The sequence below is a fragment of the Megasphaera sp. UBA4382 genome, assembly GCF_002391155.1.
GTDB classification, from domain to species: Bacteria; Bacillota; Negativicutes; order Veillonellales; family Megasphaeraceae; genus Megasphaera; species Megasphaera hexanoica.
On record NZ_DGRS01000045.1, the window covers coordinates 21,675 to 48,055 of the forward strand.

General features: G+C 52.4%; 21 protein-coding genes and 1 other annotated feature. Of the genes, 17 read left to right on the forward strand and 4 right to left on the reverse strand.

Translation table 11 applies throughout. The annotated features are described in order from the left end of the window. Positions 1–44: 44 nt before the first annotated feature. The 9 genes from uxuA (at position 45) to B4H10_RS05035 (ending at position 9,417) form a co-directional block, all read left to right on the forward strand. Complete coding sequence (gene uxuA, locus B4H10_RS04995) at positions 45–1,124, forward strand: mannonate dehydratase (RefSeq protein WP_059076265.1); 1,080 nt, start codon at positions 45–47, stop codon at positions 1,122–1,124. Between the two features lie 39 nt (positions 1,125–1,163). Next, the gene (locus tag B4H10_RS05000; RefSeq protein ID WP_075581727.1) at positions 1,164–2,765 is read left to right on the forward strand and encodes a mannitol dehydrogenase family protein; all 1,602 of its coding nucleotides are present in this window, start codon (positions 1,164–1,166) and stop codon (positions 2,763–2,765) included. Positions 2,766–2,806: 41 nt separating this feature from the next. After that, positions 2,807–3,826: a zinc-binding alcohol dehydrogenase family protein gene (locus B4H10_RS05005; protein ID WP_059076267.1), complete on the forward strand. Its 1,020-nt coding sequence runs from the start codon at positions 2,807–2,809 to the stop codon at positions 3,824–3,826. A 436-nt stretch (positions 3,827–4,262) separates the two neighbouring features. Then, entirely contained in the window at positions 4,263–5,543 is a 1,281-nt protein-coding gene (locus B4H10_RS05010; RefSeq protein ID WP_059076268.1) for an MFS transporter, read from the forward strand. 54 nt (positions 5,544–5,597) lie between these two features. Then, positions 5,598–6,299, forward strand: coding sequence for a cyclase family protein (locus tag B4H10_RS05015; protein WP_059076269.1), 702 nt, complete (start codon positions 5,598–5,600; stop codon positions 6,297–6,299). Positions 6,300–6,334: 35 nt separating this feature from the next. After that, complete coding sequence (locus tag B4H10_RS05020; protein ID WP_059076270.1) at positions 6,335–7,012, forward strand: cyclase family protein; 678 nt, start codon at positions 6,335–6,337, stop codon at positions 7,010–7,012. Positions 7,013–7,283: 271 nt separating this feature from the next. Continuing rightward, positions 7,284–7,970 (forward strand): GntR family transcriptional regulator, encoded by a 687-nt coding sequence (locus tag B4H10_RS05025; RefSeq protein WP_113855221.1) that lies wholly within the window; start codon positions 7,284–7,286, stop codon positions 7,968–7,970. A 42-nt stretch (positions 7,971–8,012) separates the two neighbouring features. Further along, on the forward strand, positions 8,013–8,696 hold the full coding sequence (locus tag B4H10_RS05030; RefSeq protein WP_059076272.1) for a GntR family transcriptional regulator: 684 nt from the start codon (positions 8,013–8,015) through the stop codon (positions 8,694–8,696). 46 nt (positions 8,697–8,742) lie between these two features. Next, on the forward strand, positions 8,743–9,417 hold the full coding sequence (locus tag B4H10_RS05035; RefSeq protein ID WP_059076273.1) for a GntR family transcriptional regulator: 675 nt from the start codon (positions 8,743–8,745) through the stop codon (positions 9,415–9,417). A gap of 148 nt (positions 9,418–9,565) precedes the next feature. On the opposite strand, the gene B4H10_RS05040 is transcribed toward B4H10_RS05035, so the two are convergent. The 4 genes from B4H10_RS05040 to B4H10_RS05055 form a co-directional block, all read right to left on the reverse strand. Further along, the gene (locus B4H10_RS05040) at positions 9,566–10,717 is read right to left on the reverse strand and encodes a hypothetical protein (protein WP_059076274.1); all 1,152 of its coding nucleotides are present in this window, start codon (positions 10,715–10,717) and stop codon (positions 9,566–9,568) included. A 15-nt stretch (positions 10,718–10,732) separates the two neighbouring features. Beyond that, the gene (locus B4H10_RS05045) at positions 10,733–11,914 is read right to left on the reverse strand and encodes a M20 metallopeptidase family protein (protein ID WP_240937109.1); all 1,182 of its coding nucleotides are present in this window, start codon (positions 11,912–11,914) and stop codon (positions 10,733–10,735) included. A 63-nt stretch (positions 11,915–11,977) separates the two neighbouring features. Then, positions 11,978–12,192, reverse strand: a binding site (T-box leader). Positions 12,193–12,276: 84 nt separating this feature from the next. Continuing rightward, positions 12,277–13,464 carry a M20 metallopeptidase family protein gene (locus B4H10_RS05050; protein ID WP_292018315.1) on the reverse strand — a complete coding sequence of 396 codons (1,188 nt, stop codon included), beginning with the start codon at positions 13,462–13,464 and terminating at the stop codon, positions 12,277–12,279. A gap of 49 nt (positions 13,465–13,513) precedes the next feature. Then, complete coding sequence (locus B4H10_RS05055) at positions 13,514–15,391, reverse strand: sigma-54 interaction domain-containing protein (RefSeq protein ID WP_059076276.1); 1,878 nt, start codon at positions 15,389–15,391, stop codon at positions 13,514–13,516. A 202-nt stretch (positions 15,392–15,593) separates the two neighbouring features. Here B4H10_RS05055 and iorA point away from each other — a divergent pair, with 202 nt between their 5' ends. From iorA to fucO, 8 genes are all read left to right on the forward strand, one after another. Then, a complete protein-coding gene (gene iorA / locus B4H10_RS05060) occupies positions 15,594–17,375 on the forward strand; it encodes an indolepyruvate ferredoxin oxidoreductase subunit alpha (protein ID WP_257536612.1) in 1,782 nt (593 codons plus the stop codon). A gap of 2 nt (positions 17,376–17,377) precedes the next feature. Further along, positions 17,378–17,956: an indolepyruvate oxidoreductase subunit beta gene (locus tag B4H10_RS05065; RefSeq protein ID WP_292018316.1), complete on the forward strand. Its 579-nt coding sequence runs from the start codon at positions 17,378–17,380 to the stop codon at positions 17,954–17,956. Further along, a complete protein-coding gene (locus tag B4H10_RS05070) occupies positions 17,953–19,146 on the forward strand; it encodes an MFS transporter (protein ID WP_292018317.1) in 1,194 nt (397 codons plus the stop codon). Before B4H10_RS05065 ends, B4H10_RS05070 begins: the two co-directional genes overlap by 4 nt. A gap of 181 nt (positions 19,147–19,327) precedes the next feature. Next, positions 19,328–20,512, forward strand: a complete 1,185-nt coding sequence (locus B4H10_RS05075; RefSeq protein ID WP_292018318.1) for a pyridoxal phosphate-dependent aminotransferase — start codon at positions 19,328–19,330, stop codon at positions 20,510–20,512. A gap of 53 nt (positions 20,513–20,565) precedes the next feature. Then, a complete protein-coding gene (locus tag B4H10_RS05080) occupies positions 20,566–21,903 on the forward strand; it encodes an acetyl-CoA hydrolase/transferase family protein (RefSeq protein ID WP_075581736.1) in 1,338 nt (445 codons plus the stop codon). Continuing rightward, entirely contained in the window at positions 21,900–22,607 is a 708-nt protein-coding gene (locus tag B4H10_RS05085; protein WP_059076282.1) for a B3/B4 domain-containing protein, read from the forward strand. The genes B4H10_RS05080 and B4H10_RS05085 overlap by 4 nt, the downstream gene beginning before the upstream one ends. Before the next feature lie 356 nt (positions 22,608–22,963). Continuing rightward, a complete protein-coding gene (locus B4H10_RS05090; RefSeq protein ID WP_059076284.1) occupies positions 22,964–24,919 on the forward strand; it encodes a sigma-54-dependent Fis family transcriptional regulator in 1,956 nt (651 codons plus the stop codon). Positions 24,920–25,174: 255 nt separating this feature from the next. Then, positions 25,175–26,326, forward strand: a complete 1,152-nt coding sequence (fucO, locus tag B4H10_RS05095; RefSeq protein ID WP_059076285.1) for a lactaldehyde reductase — start codon at positions 25,175–25,177, stop codon at positions 26,324–26,326. Positions 26,327–26,381: the final 55 nt, after the last annotated feature.

Below are 26,381 nucleotides of genomic sequence, written 5' to 3' on the forward strand. Positions count from 1 at the left end.
AAACAGTATATACTGTTTCTGTAGTTTTTGAGGAGGCTATTCATATGAGAATGACATTTCGCTGGTATGGCGAAAAAGATGATAATATTACACTGCAGCAGATTGACCAGATTCCCGGGATGGACGGCATCGTCGGGGCGTTATTTGATATCCCCGTCGGCGACGTATGGCCTGTCGAACCGCTGCTTCATATCAAAGAAGAAGCGGCAAAACACAATCTCGTATTCAAAGACCTGGAAAGCATCAATGTCCATGAAGATATCAAACTGGGCCTGCCCAGCCGTGACAAGTATATTGAAAATTACATCCAGTCGCTGAAAAATGCAGCCAAAGCAGGGATTGAAGTCGTCTGCTACAATTTCATGCCGATTTTTGACTGGACACGGACGGACCTGGCCAAACCTCTCTATGACGGTTCGACCTGCCTGGCTTATGACTATCATCTCGTCGCTGGCAAGACGCCCCAGGATATGGCCCGGGAAATCCTGGATAACAGCAATGGCTTTGTCCTGCCTGGCTGGGAACCGGAACGGCTCCAGGAATTATCGCATCTTTTTGAACAGTATGAAGGCATGGATGAAGATGGCCTGCGCAAGAATCTGGCCTATTTCCTGAAAGCCGTCGTGCCCGTAGCCGAAGAATGTGGCATCAAGATGGGCATTCATCCCGATGATCCGCCTATTTCCGTTTTTGGACTGCCCCGCATCGTCAAAAATGAAGCAGACCTTGACAAAATCGCGGCTATGGTAGATAGTGAAAGCAATGGTTTTACTATCTGCACCGGTTCTCTCGGTTCGAACCGCCAGAATGACATCCCCCATATTATCCGCAAATTCGGCCGTCAGCACCGCGTCCAGTTCGTCCATCTGCGCAACGTCCAGGTGCATGAACCGTGGGTATTCAACGAAGTTGCCCACAAATCGGCCATTGGCTCTCTCGATATGTTTGAAATTGCCAAAGCGCTTTATGATATCCACTTTGATGGGCCTATCCGTCCCGACCATGGCCGTATGATCTGGGGTGAAGAAGGACGGCCTGGTTACGGCCTCTATGACCGCGCGCTCGGTGCGAATTATATATGTGGCCTCTGGGATGCCATCAACCGCCTGTGCGGGCAGTTTTAAGGATTTACCTATGAAATTTATTACGTGGAGGGATTGTGTATGTTGCATCTGAACCGGCAGGAAATTGCTGAAAATCGTTCTCTTTGGGAAGAAAAAGGATTTACTCTCTATTCGTTTAATGACAAAGTTGTCATAGAGGAAACAAAAAAAGCGCCGCAATGGCTCCATATCGGCAGCGGCAATCTGTTCCGCGCGTATATCGCTGTCCTCCAGCAGCGCCTTCTCGACCAGGGCCTGGCCCATACAGGCATCATTGCCGCCACGACTCATAATGCGGCCGTCGTCGACGATGTGTTCCGGCCTTATGACAACCTCCATGTCAACGTGACCATGGAAGCAGATGGGCAGTTCGGCAAAGAAGTCATCGGCAGCGTCTGTGAATCGGCAGCCGTCAAAGAAAGCCGACCGGCCGACTGGCAGCGCCTGCTCGATATTTTTACGGCTCCGTCGCTGCAGATGGTCAGCTTTACCATTACGGAAAAAGGGTATAATCTTAAGGACTATGATGGCAACTACTATGACGATGTAGCGTCTGATCTGCAGGAAGGCCCGGCCCACCCGCAGAGTGCCATGGGCAGTCTGACGGCCCTTACCTATGCCCGGTATAAAGCAGGTGTCAGCCCCATTGCCTTTGTCAGCATGGATAACTGCTCTCACAACGGTGAACGGATCCGCCAGGCATTCCTGACTTTTGCCAGAGCGTGGGAAGAAAAGGGATATACCGATGCAGGTTTTACGGCATACATTGAAGAAAAAACGGCTTTTCCCTACAGCATGATCGATAAAATCGTACCGGGCCCGTCGCCGAAAGTACAGTCGTATCTCAAAGAATGCGGCTTTGCTGATACGGAATATATCAAAGCCGGCCGCAGCACCTATGCCCTCTTTGTCAACGCAGCTCCGCAGGAATATCTGGTCATTGAGGACACCTTCCCCAACGGTCGTCCGCCCCTGGAAAAAGCCGGCGTCATCTTTACAGACCGGGAAACGGTCAACCAGTGCGAACGCATGAAAGTAGGAACCTGCCTCAATCCGCTCCATACGGCCCTGGCCGTGTACGGCTGCCTTCTGGGTTATGTGAAGATTTCCGATGAAATCGGCGATCCCCAGCTCAAAGGGCTCATTGAAAAAATCGGTTATGATGAAGGGCTGCCCGTCGTCGTTAATCCCGGCGTCCTCAATCCGAAGGCATTCATCAATGAACTGCTGGAAGAACGGCTGCCCAACCCCAATGTCCCCGATACGCCTCAGCGCATTGCTACGGACACGTCGCAGAAAGTAGGCGTCCGCTATGGTATTACTATCAAAGCCTATGGCGATAAGGCCAAAGACCTGAAATATATCCCTCTGGCCATTGCCGGCTGGTGCCGCTACCTTCTCGGTATAGACGATAAGGGAAATGCGTTTACGCCCAGCCCGGATCCTCTTTTGGAAGATTTGCAGAAGACCCTTGCCGGCGTCTGTTTCGGTCATCCGGAAACGGCCTCAGGGGCGCTGCATCCCATCCTGTCCAACCGCGATATTTTTGGCGGTATGGACCTTTCAGAAGTGGGCCTTGAACCAGTCATCGAAGGCTATTTCAAAGAACTCATTGCCGGTCCTGGCGCTGTCCGTGCCGTCCTGAAGAAATATGTAGGCTGAGTCCTGTCATATATATGTGCTCATACGAAGGAGGAAATGTCATGAAAGCAGTTGTAGTTGAAAAACCGGGTAGTATTGCCGTTGTCGAACGGGATATACCGGAAATTACGGAAACCCAGGTATTGGTAAAAGTGAAAGCTGCCGGTATCTGTGGCTCTGATGTCCATATCTTCCATGGGAAAAATGCCTTTGCAACCTATCCCCGCGTCGTCGGCCATGAATTTGTCGGTGAAGTCGTCAAAGTGGGAAGCCAGACGGAACATATCGCTGTCGGCGACCGGGTAGCCGTCGATCCTGTCGTTTCCTGCGGTCATTGCTATGCCTGTCAGCACGACCGGCATAATGTCTGCTCCAGCCTTCAGGTCATGGGTGTCCATCGCGATGGCGGTTTCCAGGAATACGTCGCTGCCGACTACCGCCAGGCTTATAAGCTGCCTGACAATATTCCCTGGGAAATCGCGGCAACAGTAGAACCGTACTCCATCGGGGCCCAGGTCGCTCATCGCGGCCGCCTCACCGGGGATGACACGGTACTCATCTGCGGTGCCGGCCCGATCGGCCTGATCATTCTCCAGGTTGCCAAGATGAAGGGGGCCAGAGTCGCCATCCTCGACATCGTCGAAAGCCGTCTGGAAAAAGCGAAAGAAATGGGTGCCGATATGGTCGTCAATGGAAAGACGACGGATATAGTCGATGCCATGAAGGAATTCACGAATGGCGAAGGGTTCAACCTCATTTATGAAGCGACGGCTAATACGAAAATCCTGGCTACGTGTATCCGCGACCTGCCCAGCCAGGCCGGCCGCATCGTCGTCCTCGGCTTTACGACACAGGAACTTCCTATCCGCCAGGTAGACATCATGGGACGGGAACTGGAAATCATCGGCACGCGGCTCAATAACCACCGCTTCCCCGAAGTCATCGGCTGGTTCAAAGATGGGAAAGTACAGCCAAAAGAAATCATTACCCATACCTTCCCCTTTGCAAAAGCTGGCGAAGCCTTTGCCTTTAACGACGAACATCCTGATAAAGTGCTGAAAATCATCCTTACCTTTGATTAATTATGCCCGATATGAGATGGAGTCATCACATTACGTTTTTTGCGTAATGTGATGACTCCATCTTTTTTTTAACGTTACACGCGACACAGGGACTGGCCTTGTCTTTTTGTGGCAGTTACCGTTTATTTTTTATTTATAAAAAAAAGTTATATTACAAATAGGCAATGTTATAGATAAAGCGATGAGAAATATGTATGCAAAAATGTGTTGTATTTGTTGATTATTCATCATACAGGTGCTAGAATGTTAGCATATCAATGAGGTGCGGATATAAAAGAATATATGTATATACGAACGATAAATCGCAATGTGTCCCGGCATCGTTCAGGTAATGAGGAAAGGAGGAAGAACCGTACGTCTTTGATGAACGGAAAATGAAGCTTACTGTTATTTTATTATGTATCATGAAGGAAAAAAGAAAAGGGAGTGTATCTGTATGAAAATGCCTAAGGCCCATCCTATATCATGGATCCTTTTGCTGGTTACGACCCTGGCCATTCTGGCTACGTCCGTATCCCGTATCATTCTGCCGACCGTTCTGCCGGCTATTATGGAAGAATTTCATTGGAGTGCTACTGAAGTCGGCTTCCTGAATTCGGCTATGTTCATCGGCGCCTTCATCGGTGCTACGTTCTTTGGCATCCTTTCTGACTCTGTCGGTTCCGGCTATAAACGGGGCTGGACCTGGATCTGCTGCATGGTCGTCGCGGCTATCGGAGGCATTCTGACTGCTATGTGTACGACCGTCAATGCCATGCGTGCGGCACTGGCTGTCCTCGGCATGGGGACTGGTGGTGCTGAACCGGTAAACGTAGCGATTATCGGTGAATGGTGGCCGAAAGAACATCGTGGTTTCGCCATCGGCGTCCATCACACGGGCTTCCCCTTCGGTCAGTTCCTGGGACCTGTCGTCATCAGTTTTATCCTGGCCGTCGGTACCTGGCATGACGCCTTTACCTTTGTTCCTCTCCTGGCTATCCCCATCATCATCCTGCAGCTGATTTTTGGTACGGAAAAGAATCAGAAAAAAGTTTATAAATGGATTGAAGACCATCAGATGACCAAACCGCTCGATGAAGTCGAAGCCGAAGGCAAGAAACCGTCTCTTAAAGAAATGGTCAAAAACGTCGGCGTCTGCCTCCAGAACCGCAACTGTGTCATGGCTATCATCACGATCTTTATTTTCCTCTGGTCTGAAGCGGCTATCACCACATTTATGACCCTGCAGCTGACGACGGTTGCCGGCATCTCTCTGGCTGCTGCTGCTGTCGTTTCAGGTGCTTCCGGCCTGACTGGCTGGATTGGCCAGATTGGCTGGGGTACGGTATCGGATTCTACGGGCCGTAAGTTTGCCCTGCGCATCATCACTGCCGGCTGGATTGTTGCGACCTTGGCCTGCATGTTCATCAATACGGAAATGTCAGCCTGGATGATCCTCATTTTCTGGGGCCTCTTCCGTAATTCGCCATTCCCGGTCATGTATGCCCTGCTCATCGATTCCCTGCCCAAATCGGCCGGCTCCTCTATGGGTCTGATGATTGGTATTGCCCTCGGTCTTTCCGGGTTCTTCGCTGCCCCGACGGCAGGCTGGATTATTGAAACCTATGGGTTTACGGCCCACTACGTCGTACTGGCTATCATGCTGGCTCTGTCCTATATCCCGCTGACTATCATCAAGGAAACGGTACACAAAGATGGAGAACAGGCAGAAGCATAAGGTTGTCTTCACTATAGATAAGTACGTGAACGTAAGAAAGGGAGATGTTTTCACATGAACACGAAAGAATTAGCTGCTGTATTAGAAGGAATGGATGTCGTCGATCTGACGCTGACCATGGAAGAAGGCATGCCGGTCTGGCCGACACATCAGCATTTCTATCACAATATTGTAGAATCGACAGAAATGGGAGATCCGGCCACTCATTATGCCGTTACGATGGGCGAACATTGTGGTACTCATCTCGATGCACCGCGCCATTTCATAACTGGTGCAACTCCCGTCGATGAAGTGCCGCTCAAACAGTTCTTCGGTCATGCTGTCAAAATCGAAGCGACTCAGGTCGGTGCATTGGGATTGTTCCATAAGGATGATATCATCGCCTGGGAAAAAGACCATGTAGAAATCCAGGAAGGAGACGTCGTACTGCTCCATTTCGGATGGGACAAACGGTATGCCCTGAAACCGGATTATGATGAATTCCTGTCTGACTGGCCGGGCCTGGCTGAAGATGGTGCCCAGTATCTGGCAGAAAAGAAAGTGAAAATCGTCGGCTGTGATGCCCTGGCTCTCGATGTATTCGGCGGAACGGACCCAACCCATAAGACACTTCTCCCCAAAGGCATCCTGATTATTGAAAATCTGTATAATCTGGGAACTCTTCCCGATGAAGTACTGTTTGCCACGCTGCCTCTCAAGATTAAAGATGGTTCCGGCTCTCCTATCCGTGCCGTCGCTTTTGTAGAAAAGAAATAAGTGAGTTACCTGTTATAGAAAAGGAGTGAGTCTCTATGTACGTATATCTTTCTTATCCCATTGCAGAAGGACAGATTGCCTGGCCGGATGCCCCCGTATATACTTCCGGCCGCCATGATATCATCGGTATCGATGGCAGTTACTGCAATACATCGGTCATGACGATTCCCAATCATTACGGCACCCACTATGACGCACCGCGTCATTTCAATGCCAAGGGGCCTAAAATCACAGAACTGCCGATGGATTACTTCTGCTTCAAGGGCGATGAAATCCTTATCCTCGACATCCCAAAAACGTTTAAGGAAGTCATTACGGCGGAAGATGTCATGCCCTACAAGGATCAGATTGCCAAAGCGAAACTGCTCTTGTTCCGTACGGGCTTTGAAAAACAGAAGGAACTGAATCCCCAGGGATACAAATACGAAAATCCGAGTGCTCATCCCGGCCTGTGCAAATATCTCGTAGAAAATTTCCCCAATCTCTGCACTATCGGCCTCGATTCCCTGTCCCTTGGATCGGTATGCAATGACTATGCGACGGAAGCCCATCACTGGCTGCTGGGTTATTATACAGATAAATTCGTGACCGTCATTGAAGATATGATGCTGTCGCCTCTCGAAGGAAAAACCGTAAAGAGTATCATCGTAGCACCTATCCGGGCACTGGACGTGGATAGCGCACCGGTTACCATCATTGCTGAAGTTGAATAAGGAATGACTCATAAGCCTGTCGCATGAAGAATTCTGCTATCATGCGGCAGGCATTTTCTTAAATTTTGCCATATCAGATATGGCAAAAGGAAATATCTGTCGTGACGGTTAAACTCATCTGCAGAAAAACAATTTGTCTGGCAGTCCTTTTTTACCTGTTGCGGACGTATATTAGAACTGGCTTATGTATTGACGGTATGCTATAATATCATTATAAGAATATCGATATTATAAAGAAGGCAAGCTATCTTTTGCTGCGCGAGGTTACAGTATGATTGAACTTACCATTACACCTATGGAACCACGGGAAAATGTCAGGGCCTATGTATACCGGCTGTTATACCATAATATCATGGCAGTCCGCCTGACGCCGGGAACGGCTGTTTCCGAACAGGAAGTATCTTCCTACCTGGATATCAGCCGGACGCCTGTACGGGAAGCATTTATCCATTTATCTCAGGATGGGCTCGTGGAAATCCTGCCCCAGCGGGGGACCTTTGTTTCTAAAATCGACACGGCACTCATCGAAGAAAACCGTTTTATGCGCCTGACTCTCGAACGGGCCGTCATACGGCTGGCCTGTCAGGAGCTGCCGGACATGTACCTGAAACAGCTCGACCAATCTCTGAACGATCAGAAAGAAGCCATGGATGCTGGCGACAGTGCCCGCTTCATGACCCTTGATAATGAAATGCACGGCATCATTTTTGCCGGCTGCGGCAAGCCCCACGTCTGGCAGACACTGATGCAGGCTAATCTGGATTATCTGCGGTCCCGCGCGCTTTCCGTACTGAATACAGAAGAAATGGATATTGTCTATGCCAAGCACCAGTCGCTCGTGACTCATATACGGCAGCATGAAACGGACCAGGCGGAACGGGACATCAATGAACACATCGACCGTATCATCATAGACCTGGCGGCACTGCGGGCGGCCCATCCTGATTTTTTCAAATGATGAGAGATCCGTCCGCTATTCTACATGAATCAGGTGATAACGATGATTGATTTGGAAATTACGCCACCTCTCCAGCGGGAGACGGTGCGTTCTTACGTATACCGCATGTTATATGATAATATTATGTCACTCCATCTGCCGCCGGGATCGGCCATGTCTGAACAGGAAGTGGCAGACCTTCTGAAGACGAGCCGTACGCCTGTACGGGAAGCTTTCATCCATCTCGGGCAGGATCACCTGCTGGATATTTTTCCCCAGCGCGGTACGTTTGTGGCCAGGCTGCATACCCAGATGATACGGGAAGCCCGGTTTATGCGCGTTGTCATGGAAGAAGCTGTCATGGCAGAAGCCTGTCAGGGCCTCCCTGAATCTTGCCTCCGGCAGCTGTATGAAATCCTGGAGCGCCAGCAGAAAGCGGCAGATGCCGGTGATAAACGGGCTTTTTTTGAAGCGGACAATGCCTTCCATGAAACGGTTTTTTCTGGCTGCGGCCGGCCTCATATCTGGCAGACCCTGATGCGGGCCAGCCTCGATTATTCCCGTGCCCGCGTGCTCAATGCCTTTCTGGAACCGAAAGAAATTCCCCTTTCTGTCCATGAAGATATGCTGAAAGCGATAGAATCGCATGAGGGCGATAAGGCGGCCCGGCTGGTCCGCCAGCATATGGCCAATCAGGAAACGGGTATCCGTAAATTGATGCAGCTCTACCCCGATTATTTTATATAAAAAGCGGCTTCTGGCGTCATGAACCAGGCTGAAACAGGTGATGGGTATGGAAATTCTGGCAAAAAAAGAAGATGAGTCGTCGCGGCAGTATGTACGGCGCTGTTTGCTTTATAATATTGTCAATGTAGAAATCAAACCGGGTGAACGGATTATCGAGAAGGAATATTGCGATTTGTTTCAGGTAAGCCGCACGCCTATCAGGGAGGCCATTCTGGACCTGCACAAGAATCATCTCATCGACGTCATGCCCAAGCGAGGCACCTTTGTCTCATACATTGACGAAGACCGGGTGGAAGAAGTGCGCCAGCTGCGGGCCGTCCTGGAAGCGGAAATCGCCCGGGAAGCCTGCCGGAAACTGACGGCAGATGATCTGGACCGGCTGCGGGAAAACGTCATTGTCTGGAAATATTACATTGGCCGCAAGCAGGTGCGCAAAATTTTTGAATTGGATAAGAAATTTCATGGACTCCTCTATACGCTGTGCGGAAAGCCCTACTGGAGTGAAATCGTCGAAGCGGCGGCACCGCATTTCGACCGGGCGATTGTCCTGAGTTTCCAGTGCATGCCTGCCTCCCAGGTCCTGGCCGATCATATGCAGCTCATCGATGCCATAGAAGCCCGCGATGAGGATAAGGCCTATGAACTGGCCCGGACACATCTGAACCGGTATAATGAAGAAAAGGAAATGATTAAACAATCTTTTCCCGGCTATTTTCAGTAAGGCCTGCATCGAATAAGGGCAGAAAAAAGGAAGCCGCAACAAAATGACCACTCAAGGCTGTTTTGTTGCGGCTTCCTTTTAGTTTATCATGGATGAGAATATGCCAGATTCCCCCTTTTGGTTCTGCCGTTAGAAATCTGTAGACAGATCAGATCCAGTGGACCATGATGCTGGCCAGGAGGCCGGAGACGACTGATACGGATACAATGCCGGCGATGACCAGTTTAGGCATGATGTAATGCAGAATGGCTTCTTTTTCTTCATCCGTCCTGCCACAGGCGCGGGATACTTCCAGGGAGATGAGGTATGTACCGGGGAAGCCGAAAAAGGCTGTGACGGCCATGGCGATGGAAAGCCTCCAGTCGAAACGGACAATCCGGCCGACGATGACGGCAATGACCGAGCAGCTGACCGTACCGACGGCCAGGACGACCAGGAGAGGCGCAATCATGCCCAGGAGCATGTCTGGCGTCGTGTTGGTCAGGCCGACGAAAATCAGGGCGACGGCACCGGCCATGACGAAGGTCAGGGCATTGGCCTTTGTCAGGCAGTTTTCTTCCAGAAGGCCCAGTTCATGAAGGATGATGCCGAAAATGAGGCCGAAGATGAGGATGCTGATGCCCGTAGCCTGGGCCAGGAGCATGGAAACATAGGAAATGAAACAGAGTTTGCAGAGGATGATATTGGGCGTACTGTATTTTTCCGGTATGTGGAACAGACGGAGATTCAAATTCTTTCCCGATTCTCCGTTAGAGAGGGTGCCGTTGTTGAATTCCGTGCGGACCCGGTCCCCTTCTTTTTTGCAGAAGAAGCTGGCAATGGGGATGCCGACGAAATTCTGGAACACCAGGACCAGCACGGCAAAGACTTTGATATCGGGGCGTCCCAGGACATCGCCTATAGGAGACATGACCAGATAGGCAACGACCCCGCCGGCCAGGACCGGGGCGCCTACCAGGGCGTAATAGGCGTCGATGAATAATTTTCCGATGAAGAAGACGCCGCCGGCTACGGAAAGGGTAGCAAAGAAGGTGACGAAGACGGTCTTCCATTCCTTGACGAAATCATTGATCTTGATGGCCGTACCGATATGGATGAGGAACATGCAGAGGGTAATCTTGGCAAAGGCGATGAGACCGGAATCGGCAAAAATCGTCTTGGGCAGGCCCAGCCAGAAGCCGGCTGTAAAGATGACGGCACAGGCCAGAAGCATAGAGACGAAAGCCTTTGTCTTGTCGGCGATGAAATCGCCGATGGAATAAATGAGAAAGATCAGGCCGAGGGCAACCAGGGCATTCATAGTAACAACTCCTTTTTATAGTGTATTGGCTGCTTTCAGGTATACGGAAAGCATATATTCCAAGGCCAGGGGCAGGCCTTTTTCGTCATACAGGTAGAATTTGGGGTTGTGATGCGGTGTCAGTTCGTGGGTACCGGTCGGATCGCCCATGCCGAACCAGGCGACGGCTGCCGGTTTCTGTTCGCTGAAATAGCCGAAGTCTTCAGCACCCAGGCTGGGCGGGCAGTCGATAACCGTGATGCCCATAGCGCCAGCCGTGTCCTGCATGATAGAGACACAGGAGGCATCGTTTTTGCAGGCCGGATAGCCATATACCATGGTGGTCTTGACTTCACACTGATGGGCGGCGCAGATGCTGTTGCCCAGCCGTTCGATTTCTTCCATGACTGACTGGCGCAGATCCGTATCGAGGACGCGTACGCAGCCGCCCATGCTGACCGTTTCGGGGATGACGTTGGCTACGCCTTCGACGCCGCAGTGGAGATAGCTGACCGAGACGGTGCAATTGGCCAGAGGGTCACATTTCAGGGCCGGAATGAGGGCGATATCGTTTACCAGTTCCGACGCTGCAAAGATAGGGTTGTTGGCCTTGTGGGGGAATCCGCCGTGGCCGCCTTTGCCGCGGATCTTGAAGTCGTATGTACCGACAGCGGCAAAACGGACGCCGTCGTGGATATCGATCTGGCCGAGCGGGGCCGATGCGTTGACATGGATGGCGAACATGTAATCAATGTGGTCCATGATACCGTCTTTGACCAGCTGCTGGGCACCGCCGGGAAGGAATTCTTCACCCTGTTCGAAGACAAAATAGACTGTGCCGCGGACGAGTTCGCGGTGACGGGCCAATGTTTCGGCAACGGCCATGAGGATAGAGGCGTGGGCATCGTGGCCGCAGGCGTGCATGACGCCGGGATTGGTGCTCTTGTAGGGAAGATCATTCGTTTCCGTGAGGCCCAGGGCATCGAAATCAGCGCGCAGTCCGATAGACGGGCCGGGCTGGCTGCCTTTGAGGAAGCCGACCGTACTGTTGCCCGTAATGCCCGGCATCAGTTCGATACCGGCCTTTGTCAGATGGTCCCGGATCCAGGCTGCCGTATTCGTTTCCTGGAAGGACAGTTCCGGGTGGGCATGGAGATAGCGGCGGTTCTTTATAATCTGGTCACCATATTCTTCTACAAGTTTTTTTACGTCTGTCATAGGAATCACTCTCTTTCTGTAATATAACAATAGCATGATGATGGTAACAAAAAAGGGCGGTACGTGAGGGACGAAATATATCCGCGGTACCACCCTGTTAATCTAAAATATTTAGATCAGCTCTTGCGCTCTGTAACGGGAGCTTGCCGGCCAGGCCTACTCACGGTTCAGCCAGGCAGTTCAGGAATGTACTTCATATGACCGTCCCTGCTGTCTTGCACCAGGCGGCAGCTCTCTGGAAAGTCCAGTCATACTACTCTTTCCTTCATTACTTTTTGCAATCACCTTAAATTTTTAAAATGTGATATATCTAAATTATACTGAAAAAATCTTTTCTGTCAAGATACATGTCTATCCTGACATTACATCAGCTCCTGCAGAGCCGTTTCGTAGACTGTGAGCATATATTCCAGTGCCAGGGGAAGCCCCTTTTCGTCATCGATATAGAAACAGGGATTGTGATGGGACGTGGGAGCGATGGCGCCGGTCGGATCAGCCATGCCGAGTTTGGCGATGCCCGCCGGTTTCTTCTGGGCATAATAGGCAAAGTCTTCGGCACCGAGAACGGGCGGGTTGTTGAGGACCGTAAGGCCCATGGACGCGGCGGCTTTGCGGAATATGTCATTGCATGTGGCATCGATTGTATTCGCCGGATAACCATAGACCAGGCTTACATCGCACTGGCACTGGTGAGCGGCACAGATGGCTTTGGCCAGGCGTTCGATTTCTTTCATGACGAAGTCGCGCAGATCCGTATTGAGGACGCGGGCATTGCCACCCATGCTGACCCGTTCGGGAATGACGTTGGCTACGCCGTCTATACCGCACTGGAAATAGCTCACAGAGACAGTGCAGTTTTCCAGGGGATCGCATTTCAGGGCTGGAATCAGATTGATGGCGCTGACCAGTTCGGCTGCGGGAATGACCGGGTTGTTGGCCTTGTGAGGGAAGCCGCCGTGGCCGCCTTTACCGGTGATTTTGATGTCGTAGGTACCGACGGCGGCTTCGCGGACGCCGGCGGCGACATCGACAGTGCCTACCTTTTCGAGGGCTGCGGCATGCCAGGCAAACATATAGTCAATGCGGTCCATGATGCCGTCTTTGACCAGCTGCTGGGCGCCGCCGGGGAGAAATTCTTCCCCCTGCTGGAATACGAAATAGATAGTGCCGTGGACGAGTTCCCGGTGAGAGGCAAAGATTTCGGCCATGGCCATGAGGACTGCCGTATGGGCATCGTGGCCGCAGGCGTGCATGGTGCCGGGATGGGTGCTCTTGTAGGGCAGGTCATTCATTTCCGTAAGACCTAAAGCATCGATATCGGCGCGGAATCCGATGGACGGACCGGGCTGTGTTCCTTTGAGGACGCCGACCGTGCTGTTGCCCGTAATACCAGACAGGGTGGGAATGCCAATGGCTGCCAGATGGTCCCGGATCCATTGGGCTGTATTCGTTTCATGGAAGGATAATTCCGGATGGGCGTGGAGATACCGCCGGTTTTTGATGACTTCTGCTGCATAGGCTGCAGCTAATTTTTTCATTGTTCCAGACATGACAAACTGCCTCCTTTTTTACCGTAAGTATACTACGAATAGATATATTTTACGATTCTTTTTTTAGTTTATTGTATAAAGCCTGACGGCTGATGCCGAGGATGCGCGCCGCCTGGGTATGGCTGCACCCTTGTTCGATGAGCCCGTGGATGAGCGACTGCTGCAATGTATCCTGCAGCCCTTTGAGGTCGATATGCAGCGTATCGGCATCGCGACGGGTCCAGCCGTGGCCGGCCTGGTCAAAAAGGTAGCCGTATGACGGGTCTCCCTGTTCACCGTAGAGATGATACCGCAGGGCAACGCTGTATAGTTCCCGTATATTGCCCCACCAGCGATGTTTTTCCAGGACCGGGCGCAGGGCATCGGGAATCTCGACGGCATGGCCGGTCAACCGTTCCAGGAATATGGAGAATAAGTAAAAAATATCCGATGGCCGTTCGTTGAGAGACGGCAGGTCGAGCGTCAGAGGATTGAGGCGGAAATAGAGATCGCGGCGGAAGCGCCCCGATTCGATCTGGGGGATGATATCGGCATTGCTGGCGGAGATGATGCGGATATCGAGGGGAATGACATAATCCGACCCGATGCGCATGACCTGCCGCGTTTCCAGGACGCGCAGCAGCTTGGACTGGATATTGGCGGACATACTATTGATTTCGTCGAGGAAAATCGTGCCGGTGTGGGCCAGCTCGAAGAGGCCGGCTTTCCCTTCTTTGCGGGCTCCCGTAAAAGATCCGCCTTCGTAGCCGAAAAGTTCGCTCTCCAGCAGTTCAGGCGGCAGGGCAGCGCAGTTCACGGCGACGAAAGGGCCGCTGCGCCGCGGGCTGGCATTGTGGATGCTCTGGGCAAAGAGTTCTTTGCCGGTGCCGCTTTCTCCCTGGATGAGGACCGGCGCATTGTAAGCCGCCATGATTTTTGCCGTGGCGATGCAGCGTTTCATGGCCTTATCCCTGGTCAGGATATCGCTGAAGGTGTGGCGGGCCGTGAGCCCTGTCCGGGACAGTTTATAGCGGACATTTTTTTCCAGGCGCTGCAGTTCCGTGACGTCGCGGATATTGAGGATGAAATACGGCTTGTCGTTGAGCGTGAACGGCCGCGTCGTGGCTACCAGCGTGTATGGCGGACAGTGCAGGATGCGGTTCTGGAAAAAGGGCGGTTTTTTGAAGGCTTCATCCAGATCGGGAAACATATGCTGGATCGTATCGGGTGTCCTGGGGAATTTCAGGAAATGGTGTGCCTTGGGATTAAAATGAGTGATATTCCCCTTTTTATCATAGATGATGATGCCTTCGTCTACGTTGTTCAGTACGGAAGACAGAAGGGAAATCTGATTCTGTTCTCGCCGGTTCAAAAGTACCAGGTCATGGGCGTACTGGTAGGCCGACAAGATGGCCGATTCACCGGGCGTAATGGGAAAGACTGGCAGCCGTGTGTGCGTAAGAAGCGGCATGACCAGACAGCTGACGATAGCCGTACCTGGTGATTCCGGAATGGCATCGGCCAGGGCTCCCAGCGTCTCAGGGGAGATATCGGCACTATAGGGATGAATGACCATCTTACTGCGGATTTCCGGCCAGCACATAGCCTCGTTGAAAATGACATGCTGGCTGAGAAACAGGTGGATTTTTTCATAATTCTCTACCTGATGGAGCGTATAGAGAATATCACTGGTCGAATAATGCAGGCACAGTACGGGGATATCCCGGATGGCCTGGGACAATTCGTAGTATGGTCCGGTGTGGGTAATGATGACCTGGGCTCCCTGCTCTACGAGGTGACGGCCCTGTTCGAAGCGGTTGGGGAAATCGAGGACAGCTACCTTCGTGGGGATGTAATTTTTTTGTTCTGCCACAGAAGCCTGACGGAGGACTGCCTCTATTTCTTCCTTCAGAGTTTCGTTGGCTGCGAGAAAATAAATAGATTCCATAACATACCTCCTGATTTCTTCTATCATAGGAAAATTGTAAAGGTGTGTCAATAAATGTATACAAATTAATTTGGAAAAACGAAAGAAATACAAAGAAATGGGGATATATCACCATTATTTAAGTTGGCATATATCTTTCACATATATTGCCGACAGATGTATAGTATCCCATAACTGAAAAAGACATGTATGAGGAGGTATCATGATGAAAAAATTAATATCAGGTGATGAAGCCCTGGCACGGGGCCTGTATGAAGCCGGTGTCACCTTTGCTTCGGCCTATCCGGGCACGCCGAGCACGGAAATCCTGGAGAATGCAGCTAAATATGAAGAAATCGATGCCGAATGGGCACCGAATGAAAAGACAGCTATGGAAGCGGCTATCGGAGCTTCTGTTTCCGGTGTACGGTCCTTTGCGGCTATGAAAATGGTCGGTCTCAACGTAGCGGCCGATCCACTTTTTACCTACGCTTATCTCCATGTCAATGGCGGCTTTGTCTTTGTATCGGCCGATGACCCGGGCATGCATTCGTCCCAGAACGAACAGGATAACCGCAATTATGCCAAATTCGCCAAAATATGCATGTTTGAACCGTCCAATTCCCAGGAAGCCAAGGACATGACTAAAGAAGCCTATGCCGTCAGCGAACGGTTCCATACGCCGGTCATGATCCGCATGACGACCCGTGTCTGCCATTCCAAGAGTCTCGTAGAAGAAGGGGCCCGTGTAGAAGTGCCGGCTGTACCCTATGTAAAACAGCCGGAAAAAATGGATCCCGTACCGGCTATTTCCCGCGTACGCCGCGTCGTCATCGAACAGAGGGAGAAAGATCTGGCAGCGTATTCCGAAACCTGTCCCTGGAATGTAGAAGAAGCAGGTCATACAAATATGGGCATCATCACATCCGGTGCCGCCTACAACTATGTAAAAGAAGTATTTGGCGACAGCGTATCGGTCCTGAAAATCGGCTTTTCTTATCCCCTTCCCATGAATAAAATCCGTGCCTTTGCGGAAAAAGTAGATACCCTGTATGTCGTGGAAGAACTGGACTCTTTTATGGAAGATCAGATCAAGGCTGCGGGTATTCCATGCCATGGACATGATATCATCCCCAATATAGGCGAACTCAACCCGGATATCGTACAGAAAGCACTGACGGGTACAGGAAATGATGGAGTATCTGTTCCAGAAGAATTCATCGTCCCCCGTCCGCCTGTCCTTTGCGCCGGCTGCCCTCACCGGGGCTTTGCCTTTGAACTGGCCAAACGCAAGAATACAGTCATGCTCGGCGATATCGGCTGCTATGGCCTGTGCGGTGCTCCCCCGCTGAATGCCAAGGATATGGGCCTCAATATGGGTGCTGTCTTTTCCATGGGACATGGCATGGTACACGGCTTTGCCCGGAGTGGTCAGCAAAAGCGCGTCGTCGGCTATATGGGCGACTCTACCTTCTTCCACAGCGGTATCAATGCTCTCATGGAAGTCTCCTATAATAAATCCAATACGATCTGTGTCATCCTCGACAACCGCACGACGGGCATGACGGGCCATCAGGAAAATCCCGGCACGGGCTATAATCTGAAAGAAGAAATCACGACCATGCTAGACATTGAAACCATCGTCCGGGCCCTGGGCATCCGGAACGTCCGTACAGTCAATCCCCAGAATCTGACGGCTATGAAAGAAACGCTGGACTGGGCCTTTGCCATTACGGATGAACCGGTAGTCATCATCACAAAATGGCCATGTGCCCTGAAGAAACTTACGCCTTTTGATAAGAAAGAATTCACTATAGAAAAAGCCGTATACGGAGTGGTGGAAGATGCGTGTATCGGCTGCCGCAAATGCCTTACGACAGGATGCCCGGCCCTGCGCTTTGACAAGGAAACGAAAAAATCCAGTATCTCTCCGGCAGACTGCAACGGCTGTTCTGTCTGTGCCCAGGTCTGCCCGGTACAGGCTATCGTAAAGAAAGGGGAATAATCATGAACGATGTAAAAAGCATACTCCTCGTCGGTGTCGGCGGGCAGGGGACGATTCTGGCCAGCAAGATTCTCACCCAGGGTCTCATAGAAAATGGATACGATGTCAAAATGAGCGAAGTCCACGGCATGAGCCAGCGCAGCGGTAGTGTCAGCACCCAGGTACGGTTCGGTGCGAAAGTCTACTCCCCTATCATCGGGGAAGGGACGGCGGATATCCTCGTTTCCTTTGAAGAAATGGAAGCTGCCCGGTACGCTCATTTTCTGAAAAAAGATGGCAAGGCTGTCGTCAATACGTACCGTATCCCGTCCATGCCAATCCTGACCGGTAATCAGGACTATCCCGATGATATCATCGGCATGCTCCGCCAGCGCGTGTCGACGATGGCTCTCGATGCGACGGGGATTGCAGAAAAAGTGGGAAATCCCAAGAGTGCCAATGTCGTTTTGCTGGGAGCCCTGGTCAAAGCCATGGGGCTGACTGATATCGATTGGGACCCGATCATTGCCAAGACAGTTAAACCGGTTTTCATTGACGTAAACCGCAAAGCCTTCGCCGCCGGTATGGCAGCGGTAGGATGACGGCGCTTATCATACAGCAGAAACAGAGACGCTGGGCCTACCTGGTTCTCAGCGTCTTTCTCCTGCTGTTCCTCGGACTCATTTATGCTTGGTCTGTATTCCGCATACCGTTGGAACAGGAATTTGGCTGGTCTAAGAGCGGGACATCGCTCACCTTTTCCATCTCTATGGTCATGTTCTGCCTGGGCGGTCTCATATCAGGCGTCCTGACAGCCCGCAAGGGCATGAGGATAACTCTCGTCCTGGCGGCGCTCCTCCTCGTCTCCGGGTTCGGGCTGGCCTCGCAGATTACATCCCTCATGGGCATATACCTGACGTACGGCGGCATGGCCGGTCTCGGTGTGGGTCTCGGTTATAATGCGGCCATCAGCACCATCATGCGCTGGTTTCCGGACAAACAGGGCCTCGTCTCAGGCATTGCTCTCATGGGATTTGGATTTGGTGCTATGATACTCGGCACGGCTGGAGCCTCACTGATTAGCCTTGCCGGCTGGCGTATGACCTTTCTCCTCATCGCCGCGTCTTATGCCGTCGTCATCGCCCTGGCCGTTGTTATCCTTCGGCCGCCTGATGCAGACTTTACGGCAGCTCTGTCGGGCGCTCTCCTCAAAGGAAAAGAGGCACGGGAAGAAATCGGCTGGCAGGATATGCTCCGCCGCCAATCGTTCTGGTTGTTTTTTCTCTGGGCCATCCTCCTGAGTGCGGCCGGCCTTTCCATCATCAATATTTCTGCCGGGTATGCCGGGACTTTCGTAGGTGGAAATCTCACACAGGCAGCAGCTATTGCCGGTGTCATTTCTATCGCCAATGGCGCGGGCCGCGTACTGGCGGGGCAGCTCTTTGACAGCAAGGGCTGCAAAGTCACTATGTATACCGTCTCTGTGGTCTATCTGGCAGCGGCTGCTGCCCTTGCCGGTGCCGATGTGAGCCACAGCCAGCCTGTCCTTCTGACAGCCTTTGTCCTTACGGGCTTGGCCTATGGCGCCTGTCCGCCGACGGGGTCTGCCTTTGCTGCCTCATTCTATGGCTCCCGGAATTATGGCATGAATTTCAGTATCGTCAATCTCAATCTTATCGGCGCTTCGACCCTCGGCCCCATGTTTGCCAATGGTACGCCCATGATGGCTTTTATCATCATCGCCATACTGGCCGTTATCGGAGTTGTCATTACGACGGCAATCCGCCGCTAACCAGTGACAGGCAGCAGATGGATGAATCGGAAGGCTCCAGCTGTACTCCCTTCTCTCACCGTTCCGGCCTTTGCCGGGATGATGCTTTCCGGTTTGTCTGTGTGCTGCCTGTTGAAACAAATGCACTGCAGGGGTAACCTGTGGTACAATATAGGTATTCATCATAAAGGAGTGATTTTCTATGGCAAATAAAGAAATGTATGCACTGGGTTCCCAGGGTTCGGCTATCCGCGAACTGTTTGCGTACGGACAGGCCCAGGCCACCAAGGTAGGCAAAGAAAATGTATTTGATTTCAGTATCGGCAATCCGACTGTACCGGCCCCTTCGTGCATCCGGGAATCGATTGAACATATCCTGGCTACACGGGAATCAGCCGCTATCCACGGCTATACGGCCGCTGCCGGGGATCTGGCCGTTCGCAAAGGACTGGCAGACTATATGAATCAGACCTATGATGCCGGCGTTGGGGCCGATAATTTCTACATGACCTGCGGGGCTGCAGCATCACTGACCATTTCTCTTAAAGCTATCGTCGAAGATCCTGATGATGAAATCATCGTCGTCGCACCTTTCTTCCCGGAATATACAGTCTTTATTGCCAATGCTGGCGCCAAAAAAGTCATGCTGCCTCCTGATACGGATCACTTCCAGATTAAACTGGACGAACTGGAAGCTGCTATCACCCCCCATACGCGGGCTCTCATCGTCAACTCGCCGAATAACCCGGCAGGTACGGTCTATTCGCGGGAAACGATGGAAAAAGTGGCAGCCATCCTGACTAAGAAGAGTGCCGAAATCGGCCATACCATCTACCTTATTTCCGATGAACCGTACCGGGAAATCACCTACGACGGTCTGGAAATCCTCTATATGCCGGCTATTTATCCCGATACGCTCGTATGCTATTCGTACAGCAAATCCCTGAGCCTTCCCGGCGAACGTATCGGCTACATCCTCGTACCGGATTCTGTATCGGACAAAGACGTGTATCCTGCCGTCTGTGGAGCCGGCCGGTCCATGGGCTTCGTCTGCGCGCCTCATCTCTTCCAGGATGTCGTCCTCCAGTGCCTGGGCAAGACCAGCGATATGAGCATCTACGATGACAATCGCAAGCTCCTGTACAATGGCCTGAAAGATATGGGTTATGATTGCGTCTATCCCCAGGGGGCCTTCTATCTCTTCGTCAAATCACCGGAACCGGATGCCAAGGCATTTTCCGACAAGGCCAAGGCCCTGAACCTGCTCATCGTACCGGCAGACAGCTTCGGTTGCCCGGGTTACGTCCGCGTCTCTTACTGCGTCGAAGCTGATATGATCCACCGCAGCTTTGCCGCCTTCCAGAAGCTCATCGACCAGTATAAATAATGGTGGCGCCGATGGGCCGGGAATTTTGAAATTTTCTTAAAGGAGTCTTACTCTTGAATCCATTCGAAATATATCAGGAAAAACTGCACACTCCCGAAGAGGCAGTGCATCTCGTCCAGTCCGGCGACTGGGTCGATTATAGCCAGACCTGTTCCTTTCCGGCGGCTCTCGATGCGGCTCTGGCGGCACGGCGGGATGAGCTCACTGACGTGAAGGTGCGCCACGCCATATCGATGCGCCCTGTCCAGATAGTAGAACAGGACCCGCAGCGGCAGGCCTTTACATACAACCTCTGGCACTGCTCGGGACTGGATCGTAAGTATATCGATACGGGACGGGCTTTCTTCTCGCCTATGATGTTCCGCTTCTGCGGCTCCTATTACAGCCGCGGCCAGGCGCCGGTCAACGTGGCCATGGTGACCGTATCGCCTATGGACCGCTATGGCAATTTCAGCTATGGCCTGACTAACTGCTGTATGCAGGAAATGCTCGATGCGGCTGACCGGATTATCCTGGAAGTCAATCCCCATATGCCTTTTATATACGGTATGGCCGATGATCACATCAATATCCGCGACGTCGATGCTGTCGTTGAAAATGATCAGCCTCTGAGCGAAGCCCCAAGCCGGGGAGCCAGTGAACTGGATAAGCAGATTGCCGCCCAGATTTTTCCCTTCATCCACGATGGAGACACGCTGCAGCTCGGCATCGGCGGTATGCCCAATGCCCTGGGGTCGCTCATTGCCGGGTCAGACCTCAGGGACCTGGGCATGCATACAGAACTCATGAGCGATGGCTACCTCGACCTGTATAAGGCCGGCAAGATCACCAATAAGCGTAAGACCCTGCAGAAGGGAAAGGGCGTATTTTCCATCTGCAGCGGATCGAAGGAACTCTATGAGTTCCTCGACCACAATATTGACATTCTGTCGGCGCCCATGCATTATGTCAACGACCCGGAAACGATTCGTCAGCTGGACCATTTCGTTTCCATCAATGGCTGCATTGCCTGCGACCTCTACGGCCAGGTCAGCTCCGAATCGGCGGGGACGCGGCAGATCAGTGGGACCGGCGGCCAGCTTGATTTCGTCACCGGTGCCTATACGGCAGAACACGGCCGGACCTTCCTGGCCATGGCGTCGAGCCGGGTGGACAAGAAAGGCGTCCGCCATTCCAATATCGTACCATGCTTTACCGGCGGTGACATCATCACGACGCCGCGGGCACAGACCATGTACATCGTCACCGAATACGGGGCGGTCAATCTGGCCGGACTTACGACGTGGCAACGGGCAGAAAAACTGATCGGTATCGCTCATCCCGATTTCCGGGACGAACTCATCAAAGCCGCAGAACAACAGAAAATCTGGAGGAACAGTAACAAGAAATGAAATTTATCGTAGAAGACCGCATTTTTGAAAACGTACCTGATTTATATATCGGTGTCGTCGCCGTTAAAGGCGTAGATAACAGCAAATCCTATCCGCAGATTGAAGCCATGCTGGACGAATCCATCGCTGCAGCACAGCAGAAATTCGACGGTGTCAAAGTCAAGACATCGCCGGACATCGTGCCCTATCGCGAAGCGTTCCGCACGCTGGGCCTCAACCCAAACCGCTTCCCCTGCTCTGTCGAAGCCATGTTCAACCGCATCAGCAAAGGCAAGGGGATGCCCCATATCAATCCGCTGGTGGACCTGAACAATGCCCTGTCATTGAAGTATACCATCCCCATGGGGACCCATGACCTGGGCCGGTCGCCGGAAGATATGGAAATGCGTTACGCCCGGGAAGGCGACCATTTCCTGCCTTTCGGGGAAACGGAAGAAGAAGCGCCCGGTGAAGACGAAGTCGTCTACGCCGTCGGCCATGAAGTCCGCACGCGCCGCTGGACCTGGCGCCAGAGCGAACACGGAAAAATCACGGCTGATACGAGCTATGTGTTCTTCCCTATCGACGGATTCGTCGATTTCAATAAAGACCGGGTTGATGCGGTCATCGCCGAACTGTCGGACATCCTGAAAAACGTCTTCGGATGCCCTGTCGTAAGCGGCGTCGTCACCAAAGACCATCCGTCTGTTGATGTGACCTTATAATTTGTCCATTTAGATAGGACGGCCAGCAGAATGCCTGTCAGAGGCCTGCTGGCCACTTTTTTTGTCAAAGAGAGCAAAGAAATTTTACATATTATGGTATGGAGCGGCGGGAATACAAACCAGAAAGAGGATACTACTCCCGATTGTGTCGGTTTTATATTTTGGCATAACTGTTTCATATACTTGAAATGTACATAGCATTACCTGATATACGATTGCGCCGCCTGCTTCCTGTGTGCGCAAGTCTGCCCGGTCAGAGCTATCGTTACAAAAGAATGGTAAACCCATAGAAAAATGACTCCTGTCATGGTACTCTTATAGGCAGGAGTTATTTTTTTACTGGGAGGTAAGGCTGTATGGATAATGAACAACGGAAACGAATCTGGCAGCGGTTCATGGAAGACGGGACCCTGGACCCGCGCCTGCCGCCTCTTGTCGCCCGGTCATGGCAGGAATGCCGGTGCCGCGGTGTCGATCCCTGGCGGCGCAGCAGTACGACCGCCGATCCGGGGAAATGGCAGCAGATCCTGCAGCGCAGCCGTCTCCTTCTGCAGACGGCTGGTCCCATCATGCAGTCCGTCCATGAAATTATCCGCGATTCCCATTTCCTGCTGGCACTGACCGATGAAGAAGGCTATGTCCTGTCTACCATCGGTGATGATGCCATCCTGGCCCGTTCAGAAAATATCCTCTTCCGCCGGGGCTCGGTGTGGCGCAACGATCAGGTAGGGACTAATGCGCCGGGCATCGCCCTGGAATATAATCAGCCCGTCCAGCTCATCGGTGCCGAACATTACTGTGCCGACCAGCACGGCTGGACCTGCTCGGCTGCCCCTATCCACGGCGTAGACGGAGCGGTCATCGGCAGCCTCGACTTATCGGGCAGTGCCGGAGCCGCCCATCCTCATACGCTGGCACTGGTCGTAGCCTGCGCGTTCAGTATCGAACGGACGCTCATCAGCTACCATCAGAGTCATTTCATGCGGGCTGCTGCTAACGGTATCCGCGAATCGATTCTGCTGCTGAATGACAAACTGGAACTGCGCTGGGCCAATGCCACGGCCCAGCGGGAACTGGGCTTGTCCCAGGCCCGTCTGGCCGGACTCGACTTCCATCAGGTTATGCCCCAGGTCGATTGGGACATGACCGATGATGCCCACCGCCATGCCCCGCTGTATATTGATGACCTGCGCGTCGTCCTGCCCGGAAATGTACGCCGGTTCAGTGCGACCATCTCCAAGACTGCCGACGCGACAGGCCGGACCTATACGGTTATCCTGCGACGGCAGGAACACCTCTTCCGTTCAGTCAACCGCGTGTCGGGCAATCAGGCCGCCTATACCTTTGGCGATATCTATGCGGCCGATCCCCTGATGAAACAGGTCATCGACCGGGCGCGCCAGTATGCCCGCTATGATGGCAGCGTCCTCATCGAAGGCGAAAGCGGTACGGGCAAAGAACTGTTTGCCCAGGCCATCCACTCGGGCAGCAGCCGGGCTGACGGCCCCTTTGTCGCCGTCAACTGTGCTTCCCTGCCGCGGGATCTCATGGAAAGCGAACTGTTCGGTTATGAAAAAGGCGCCTTTACCGGAGCTCTCCGGGAGGGAAATCCGGGAAAATTCGAGCTGGCCGACCATGGCACCCTGTTTCTCGACGAAATCGGGGAAATGCCTATCGAATTCCAGGCCAAACTGCTGCGTGCCGTAGAGACATTGCGCATCCGCCGTATCGGCGGTAAAGAAGAGAAAAAACTGGATGTACGGGTCATCGCCGCGACAAACCGCCATCTCGAACAGGAAGTAGGACGGGGAGCCTTCCGGGGCGATCTCTACTACCGGCTCAACGTCCTGCGTCTCGACATCCCGCCCCTGCGCCAGCGGCCCGGCGATATCGCCTGTTGTACAGACCGGTTCCTGGCCCGGTTTAACAAACGATATCCCAGCCGGCAGCGCCACCTGGCTCCCGATGCCATGCCGGCGCTTTTGGCCTATGACTGGCCTGGTAACGTGCGGGAATTGCAGAATGCCCTGGAACGAGCCTTTTATACCAGCAGTGGCCCGGCTATTACGGCATCAGACTTTCATCTGCCTTCATCACAGCATGATGCCCTATCGCCATCGTCTCCCCTTTCTCCGGAATCTCCGGCGGAAGCTGCTTCGTATGAACGAGCCGAATGCCTGCACTATCTCGAAGAAGCCCGGGGCTGCGTCGAACAGGCGGCGTCTGCCATGGGCGTCAGCCGGGCCACCTTTTACCGCCTGTGCCGTCACTATGGCATCGTGCCGAAACAGATTCGCCGGCAATTTCACTAAGTATCAAAAATCTCATTTATATCAAAATATATCACTGGTTTCTTGAGAAAAATAAGAATAATGAGACAAAATAACCTCGCAGGGTTCGCGTATTCACCTGACGAGGTTTTTTTGCAGACTCTTCAACGCCGCCAATAGGGCATCCTTCCGGGATATGGCAGACAGATGGCTCCTGATTTCTTTATTTGGCATAGAGATTCCATATAAATAAGCAAAATCTGGTATTACCTATGTTAAAAGGAGGAACAACTTATTATGGCAAATAAGATTACATTGAATGAAACATCGTATTTTGGCAAAGGTGCCATTAACGAAATCGTAACAGAAGTCAAAAACCGCGGCTGCCAGCATGTCGTCGTCATCACCGACAAGGACCTCATGAAATTTAAAGTAGCGACGAAAATCACAGACCTGTTCGATGGGGCCGGCATTGCCTATACCGTTTACGATCATATCAAACCGAACCCGACCATCCAGAATGTACAGGAAGGCGTCGAATTCTGCAAGCAGGCTAAAGCCGATATTATCGTAGCCGTCGGCGGCGGTGCTGCCATGGATACATCCAAGGCCATTGCCATCATCCTCACCAATCCGGAATTTGCCGACGTACGCAGCCTCGAAGGGGCATCGCCGACGAAAAACAAATGTCTGCCCATCATTGCCGTTTCTACGACCAGCGGCACGGCAGCCGAAGTAACCATCAACTACGTCATTACTGACCCGGAAAAACACCGTAAATTCGTCTGCTGTGACCCCCACGATATCCCTATCGTAGCCGTCATCGACCCTGATATGGTCGCATCGATGCCGAAGAAACTCTGTGCCGCTACTGGCATGGACGCTCTCGTACACGCTATCGAAGGCTATATTACAAAGAACGCCTGGGAAATGACCGATATGATGCATCTCAAAGCCATTGAAATCATCAGCAAATGGCTTCGTAAATCCGTCGAAGGCGACATGAAAGCCCGTGAAGAAATGGCCCTCGGCCAGTATATCGCCGGCATGGGATTCTCCAACGTCGGCCTCGGCATCGATCACTCCATGGCCCATCCCCTCAGTGCCTTCTATGACATTCCTCACGGTGTAGCCTGCGCTATCCTCCTGGCACCGGTCCTCACCTTCAATGCTGAAGCAACGGGCGAACGCTACCGTGAAGTAGCCCGTGCCATGGGCGTCGCCGGTGTCGATGACATGAGCCAGGAAGAATACCGCAAGGCTGCTATCGATGCCTGCCAGAAACTGGCCGATGATGTCGGAATTCCCCGTAAATTATCTGACCTGGGCGTACAGGAAAAAGACATCGACTTCCTTGCCGACTCTGCCATGGCCGATGCTTGCACACCGGGCAATCCTCGTGATGTAGAAAAATCCCAGATCGTCGCTCTCTACAAATCCATTCTTTAATGAATCAGCTAAAAAAACCGCCCTGCATGTATCGCGTGCAGGGCGGTTTTTGACT

What these genes read in the sequence shown, in the direction of transcription:
- B4H10_RS05050 (WP_292018315.1), bottom strand. Translation starts at nt 13,464, where the DNA reads ATGTCTGGAACAATGAAAAAATTAGCTGCAGCCTATGCAGCAGAAGTC.
- B4H10_RS05005 (WP_059076267.1), top strand. Translation starts at nt 2,807, where the DNA reads ATGAAAGCAGTTGTAGTTGAAAAACCGGGTAGTATTGCCGTTGTCGAA.
- B4H10_RS05070 (WP_292018317.1), top strand. Translation starts at nt 17,953, where the DNA reads ATGACGGCGCTTATCATACAGCAGAAACAGAGACGCTGGGCCTACCTG.
- B4H10_RS05030 (WP_059076272.1), top strand. Translation starts at nt 8,013, where the DNA reads ATGATTGATTTGGAAATTACGCCACCTCTCCAGCGGGAGACGGTGCGT.
- B4H10_RS05015 (WP_059076269.1), top strand. Translation starts at nt 5,598, where the DNA reads ATGAACACGAAAGAATTAGCTGCTGTATTAGAAGGAATGGATGTCGTC.
- B4H10_RS05010 (WP_059076268.1), top strand. Translation starts at nt 4,263, where the DNA reads ATGAAAATGCCTAAGGCCCATCCTATATCATGGATCCTTTTGCTGGTT.
- B4H10_RS05000 (WP_075581727.1), top strand. Translation starts at nt 1,164, where the DNA reads ATGTTGCATCTGAACCGGCAGGAAATTGCTGAAAATCGTTCTCTTTGG.
- B4H10_RS05055 (WP_059076276.1), bottom strand. Translation starts at nt 15,391, where the DNA reads ATGGAATCTATTTATTTTCTCGCAGCCAACGAAACTCTGAAGGAAGAA.
- B4H10_RS05065 (WP_292018316.1), top strand. Translation starts at nt 17,378, where the DNA reads ATGAACGATGTAAAAAGCATACTCCTCGTCGGTGTCGGCGGGCAGGGG.
- uxuA (WP_059076265.1), top strand. Translation starts at nt 45, where the DNA reads ATGAGAATGACATTTCGCTGGTATGGCGAAAAAGATGATAATATTACA.
- B4H10_RS05075 (WP_292018318.1), top strand. Translation starts at nt 19,328, where the DNA reads ATGGCAAATAAAGAAATGTATGCACTGGGTTCCCAGGGTTCGGCTATC.
- B4H10_RS05025 (WP_113855221.1), top strand. Translation starts at nt 7,284, where the DNA reads ATGATTGAACTTACCATTACACCTATGGAACCACGGGAAAATGTCAGG.
- B4H10_RS05085 (WP_059076282.1), top strand. Translation starts at nt 21,900, where the DNA reads ATGAAATTTATCGTAGAAGACCGCATTTTTGAAAACGTACCTGATTTA.
- iorA (WP_257536612.1), top strand. Translation starts at nt 15,594, where the DNA reads ATGATGAAAAAATTAATATCAGGTGATGAAGCCCTGGCACGGGGCCTG.
- B4H10_RS05045 (WP_240937109.1), bottom strand. Translation starts at nt 11,914, where the DNA reads ATGACAGACGTAAAAAAACTTGTAGAAGAATATGGTGACCAGATTATA.
- B4H10_RS05040 (WP_059076274.1), bottom strand. Translation starts at nt 10,717, where the DNA reads ATGAATGCCCTGGTTGCCCTCGGCCTGATCTTTCTCATTTATTCCATC.
- B4H10_RS05020 (WP_059076270.1), top strand. Translation starts at nt 6,335, where the DNA reads ATGTACGTATATCTTTCTTATCCCATTGCAGAAGGACAGATTGCCTGG.
- B4H10_RS05090 (WP_059076284.1), top strand. Translation starts at nt 22,964, where the DNA reads ATGGATAATGAACAACGGAAACGAATCTGGCAGCGGTTCATGGAAGAC.
- fucO (WP_059076285.1), top strand. Translation starts at nt 25,175, where the DNA reads ATGGCAAATAAGATTACATTGAATGAAACATCGTATTTTGGCAAAGGT.
- B4H10_RS05035 (WP_059076273.1), top strand. Translation starts at nt 8,743, where the DNA reads ATGGAAATTCTGGCAAAAAAAGAAGATGAGTCGTCGCGGCAGTATGTA.